Genomic DNA, 4,482 nt, shown 5'->3' with positions numbered 1-4,482 from the left:
CCGGCGAGACCACGAGCACCGCGCCGGGGCGCGCGGTGACGACGTACACGTCCTCGCCCGGCTGGCGCGGCCCCGTGCGGCCGGCGGTCGTCTCCGACCGGTCGGCCGAGAGGTTCGCCGAGCGCGCGCGGGCGCGCCGCACGCTCGCGCGGCGGCAGGTCGCCGTGCTGGGCGGGGGCGTCGTGGCCGCCGCGGCGGTCGGCTGGCTCGTCCTCCTCTCGCCGGTGCTGCGTCTCGACACGGACCAGGTGCAGGTCACCGGCGCCGGCACGGTCGTCGCGGTGGACCAGGTGCGCGAGGCGGTGGAGCACTACGCGGACGTGCCCCTGCCCCGGCTCGACACCGTCGCGCTGCGCGACGCCGTGCTCGAGGTGCCCGGCGTGCGCGAGGCGCGCGTCGTGCGCGACTGGCCGCACGGTCTCGACGTCGTGCTCGTCGCCCGTGAGCCCGTGGCCGCGGTGCCGGCGCAGCGGTCGGGGTCGGGCGGGGCGTCCGACGAGGGGTACACGCTGCTCGACATCGACGGCGTGCAGGTCGGCCGGACGGACAAGCCCCCGCGCGGCCTGCCGGTCGTGTCGGTGCCCGTGGGCGAGCGCCGCACGCTGGACGCGGTCCTCACGGTGCTCGAGCAGCTGCCGCCCGACCTGCTCGAGCAGGTCAAGGACGTGTCGGCGCGCACGCAGGACACGGTCGGGATGACGCTGCGGGACGGCACCACCGTGAAGTGGGGGAGCTCGGCGCAGACGCCTCTCAAGATCGCCGTCCTGCAGACCCTGCGCTCCGCGCCGCAGACGAAGAAGGCGAAGCTGGTCGACGTCTCGGCGCCGACCATGCCGATGACCAAGTGACGTCGGACCGCTCCACCGGGGCGTCCACCAGGGGCTTCGCGGAGCCGTCCCGCTGCGCCAGCGCGGCCGCGCGACGGGCGTCCGGAGGAAGCTGCGCGACACGCGCGTGCGGTCGTTGATCGGGGTGGGGGTGCCACCTACCGTCACGCACTGACAACGCACCCGAGAGAACTCTAACCCTCAAGTTGAGGATGAAGGTTTCACCGTCACCCGCGGCGTGTCGCGGATGACACGGAAGGGGCCCGCCGGGGCCGCGACCAGCACCGAACGAGAGGCACCCACCGTGGCAGCTCCGCAGAACTACCTGGCGGTCATCAAGGTCGTCGGCATCGGCGGCGGCGGCGTCAACGCCGTGAACCGCATGATCGAGGTCGGCCTCAAGGGTGTCGAGTTCATCGCCGTCAACACCGACGCCCAGGCCCTGCTCATGTCCGACGCCGACGTCAAGCTCGACGTCGGCCGCGAGCTGACGCGCGGGCTGGGCGCCGGCGCCGACCCGGAGGTCGGCAAGAAGGCCGCCGAGGACCACGCGGAGGAGATCGAGGACGTCCTGCGCGGCGCCGACATGGTCTTCGTCACCGCGGGCGAGGGCGGCGGCACCGGCACGGGCGGCGCGCCCGTCGTCGCGCGGATCGCCCGCTCGCTCGGCGCCCTCACCATCGGCGTGGTGACGCGCCCGTTCACGTTCGAGGGCCGCCGCCGCTCGGTGCAGGCGGACGCGGGGATCGACGCGCTGCGCGCGGAGGTCGACACGCTCATCGTCATCCCGAACGACCGGCTGCTGCAGATCTCCGACCGCAGCGTCTCGGTGCTCGACGCCTTCCACTCGGCGGACCAGGTGCTGCTCTCCGGCGTGCAGGGCATCACGGACCTCATCACGACGCCAGGCCTCATCAACCTCGACTTCGCGGACGTCAAGTCCGTGATGCAGGGCGCCGGCTCGGCGCTCATGGGCATCGGCTACGCCCGCGGCGAGGACCGCGCGGTGCAGGCCGCCGAGATGGCGATCTCGTCCCCGCTGCTGGAGGCGTCGATCGACGGGGCGCACGGCGTGCTGCTGTCGATCCAGGGCGGCTCGGACCTCGGCCTGTTCGAGATCAACGAGGCGGCGCGCCTGGTCCAGGAGGCCGCGCACGCGGAGGCGAACATCATCTTCGGCGCCGTCATCGACGACGCCCTGGGCGACGAGGTGCGCGTCACGGTCATCGCGGCCGGCTTCGACGGCGGCGCCCCGGCGGTCCGCCGGGACGCGCGCGCGCTCGGCCAGGTGAGCGGCAACGCGCGGGCGGGCGCGCCCGCCGTGCAGGTCCCGGCGCAGCGGCCGGAGCCCGCGCGGCACGCCGAGACCGCGCCGGTGCCCGTCCCGGTCGGGGCGCAGCAGACCACGCGTCCCGCCCAGCCCGAGGTGCCGGCGTTCCTCTCCACGGAGGCGGAGCCGACGCCCATCACGGGCGCGCTCGAGGTGCCTCGGATCTTCACGGACGAGACGCCCCGCCGGGAGCGGGACGACCTCGACGTCCCCGACTTCCTCAAGTAGGCGCCGGGCGGCGCCGGATGACGAGCGTCCCCGCGGGCGCGGGGTCGGGCATCGGCTTCCACGAGGTCGAGCTCGGCCCCGGCGTCCTCGCGGGCTTCACGGACCGGCACGGGGGCGCCGGGACCGCGCCGTACGACACGCTCAACCTCGGCGCACGGGTCGGCGACGACCCCGGGACGGTGGCCCGCAACCGCGGCCTCGTCGCCGACCGCGTCGGCGCCCGCGTCGCGTTCGTGCAGCCCGTCCACGGCGCCGACGTGCTCGTCGTGCGCAGCGGCGACCAGCCGGTGCCCGACGCGGGCTTCGACGTGCTCGTCTCGACCACCCCGGACGTCGCGGTCGCGGCGATCGCGGCGGACTGCGTCCCGGTCCTCCTGGCCGACCCCGTCGCCCGCGTCGTCGCGGCCGCGCACGTCGGCCGCCGCGGTCTCGTCGCCGGTGCGGTGGACGCCGCGCTCGACGCCCTCGTCGCACTCGGCGCCGACGCTGGCCGGCTGGCCGCCGCGGTCGGCCCGGCGATCGCGGGCGTCTCGTACGAGGTGCCCGCCGAGCTCCGGGACGAGGTGGCCGCGACGGTGCCCGAGTCGCGGTCGACGACCTCGTGGGGCACGCCGGGGCTGGACCTGCCCGCGGGGGTCGAGGCCCGGCTGCGCGCCCGTGGGGTGCGGGTGCGGCGCTCGGCGCGCGACACCTTCACCGACCCGGACCTGTTCTCCTACCGCCGGGACGGCGCCACCGGGCGGCTCGCCGGCGTCGTCCGGCTCCTGCCGCCGGGCGCGGACGGCTGACCGCGGGCAGGGTGACCCGGGTGGACCTGGACCGACGGGCGTGTCGCGTCGGGTGCTCGTCCGGGGCCGTTGCTAGCGTGACGGCACAGGGAGCTGGGCGTCCGTGAGGTCGTGCCGCTCGGGTAGGTCCGGAGAGATCCGGGGGAGGAGAGCACAGCCCGATGGCCGGAGCGCTGCGCAAGACGATGCTGTACCTCGGTCTGGCCGACGACCGGGCCGAGCACGACGACTACCTCGACGAGGTCGTGGAGGAGGGCACCGACGTGGTCGAGCACGAGCACGAGGCGCAGGTGACGCCGCTGCGCCCGACGCGGACGGCGGTCGCCGTCCCGACGCCGGTGAGCGACCTGCGTCGCATCAGCACGATCCACCCCCGCTCGTACAACGACGCGCGCAAGATCGGCGAGGCGTTCCGCGAGGGCACCCCGGTGATCATGAACCTGACGGACATGGACGACGCGGACGCCAAGCGCCTCGTCGACTTCTCCGCGGGCCTGATCTTCGGGCTGCACGGGTCCATCGAGCGCGTCACGAACAAGGTGTTCCTGCTCTCGCCCTCGCACGTCGAGGTCGCGGGCGAGGCGGGGGCCGAGCCGAGCGTCCGGCCGGCCTTCTTCAACCAGAGCTGACGCGTGGCGATCGTCGCGTCCGTCCTCTACCTGGTCGTCCTGGTCTTCCTGGTCCTGCTCTTCGTGCGCCTGGTCCTCGACTGGGTGATGATCTTCGCGCGCGACTGGCGGCCGCGCGGCGTGATGCTCGTGGTCGCGGAGGCGACCTACACGGTGACGGACCCGCCGCTGCGGACGCTGCGGCGGGTCGTCCCGTCGGTGACCCTGGGCACGGTCCGGCTGGACCTGGCGTTCACGGTCCTGATGATCCTGTGCTTCGTCCTGCTGGCCGTCCTGGCGTCGCTGGCGACGTGACCGGCACACGGGACGCGACGCGTCCCGGGCGGAGATTCTCCGCTACGGTGGCCCGAGGTGGTCGGTGGCCCGCCACACAGACATGACCCCGCGAGAACGACAGAGGTGACGACGATGGCACTGCTGACCGCAGACGACGTCCTGAACAAGAAGTTCCAGCCGACCAAGTTCCGTGAGGGCTACGACCAGGACGAGGTGGACGACTTCCTCGACGAGGTCGTCAGCACGCTGCGGGACCTGCAGGGCGAGAACGAGAGCCTCAAGACGAAGCTCGCGGCCGCCGAGCGACGCGTCGCCGAGCTGAGCCGGGCGGGTGCCCAGCAGGCCGCCCCGGCGCCGAAGCCGGAGCCGGAGCCCGCGCCCGAGCCCGTGCCGGCCCCCGCGCC

6 protein-coding genes are annotated in these 4,482 nt (G+C 74.4%); all 6 read left to right on the top strand.

The window, feature by feature from the left end:
* On the top strand, nucleotides 1–848 hold an 848-nt coding region (locus tag HGCM_RS13840; RefSeq protein WP_019137428.1), incomplete at its 5' end, for a cell division protein FtsQ/DivIB.
* A gap of 283 nt (nucleotides 849–1,131) precedes the next feature.
* Nucleotides 1,132–2,385: a cell division protein FtsZ gene (gene ftsZ, locus HGCM_RS13835; protein ID WP_019137427.1), complete on the top strand. Its 1,254-nt coding sequence runs from the start codon at nucleotides 1,132–1,134 to the stop codon at nucleotides 2,383–2,385.
* A gap of 17 nt (nucleotides 2,386–2,402) precedes the next feature.
* Complete coding sequence (locus HGCM_RS13830) at nucleotides 2,403–3,173, top strand: purine nucleoside phosphorylase YfiH/LACC1 family protein (RefSeq protein WP_019137426.1); 771 nt, start codon at nucleotides 2,403–2,405, stop codon at nucleotides 3,171–3,173.
* Between the two features lie 161 nt (nucleotides 3,174–3,334).
* A complete protein-coding gene (locus HGCM_RS13825; RefSeq protein ID WP_019137425.1) occupies nucleotides 3,335–3,802 on the top strand; it encodes a cell division protein SepF in 468 nt (155 codons plus the stop codon).
* A gap of 3 nt (nucleotides 3,803–3,805) precedes the next feature.
* The gene (locus HGCM_RS13820; protein ID WP_019137424.1) at nucleotides 3,806–4,096 is read left to right on the top strand and encodes a YggT family protein; all 291 of its coding nucleotides are present in this window, start codon (nucleotides 3,806–3,808) and stop codon (nucleotides 4,094–4,096) included.
* 114 nt (nucleotides 4,097–4,210) lie between these two features.
* Nucleotides 4,211–4,482, top strand: a 272-nt coding sequence (locus HGCM_RS18350; protein WP_040399870.1) for a DivIVA domain-containing protein, incomplete at its 3' end; no start/stop codon positions are given.

This window comes from Cellulomonas massiliensis JC225 (genome assembly GCF_000312005.1).
GTDB lineage: Bacteria > Actinomycetota > Actinomycetes > Actinomycetales > Cellulomonadaceae > Cellulomonas > Cellulomonas massiliensis.
Note: the sequence above shows the minus strand (reverse complement) of the source record. Positions and strands in the feature narration are given on the sequence as shown.

Excerpts from the sequence above, each read along its gene's own strand:
- HGCM_RS13830 (WP_019137426.1), top strand. The coding sequence starts at position 2,403 with ATGACGAGCGTCCCCGCGGGCGCGGGGTCGGGCATCGGCTTCCACGAG.
- HGCM_RS13825 (WP_019137425.1), top strand. The coding sequence starts at position 3,335 with ATGGCCGGAGCGCTGCGCAAGACGATGCTGTACCTCGGTCTGGCCGAC.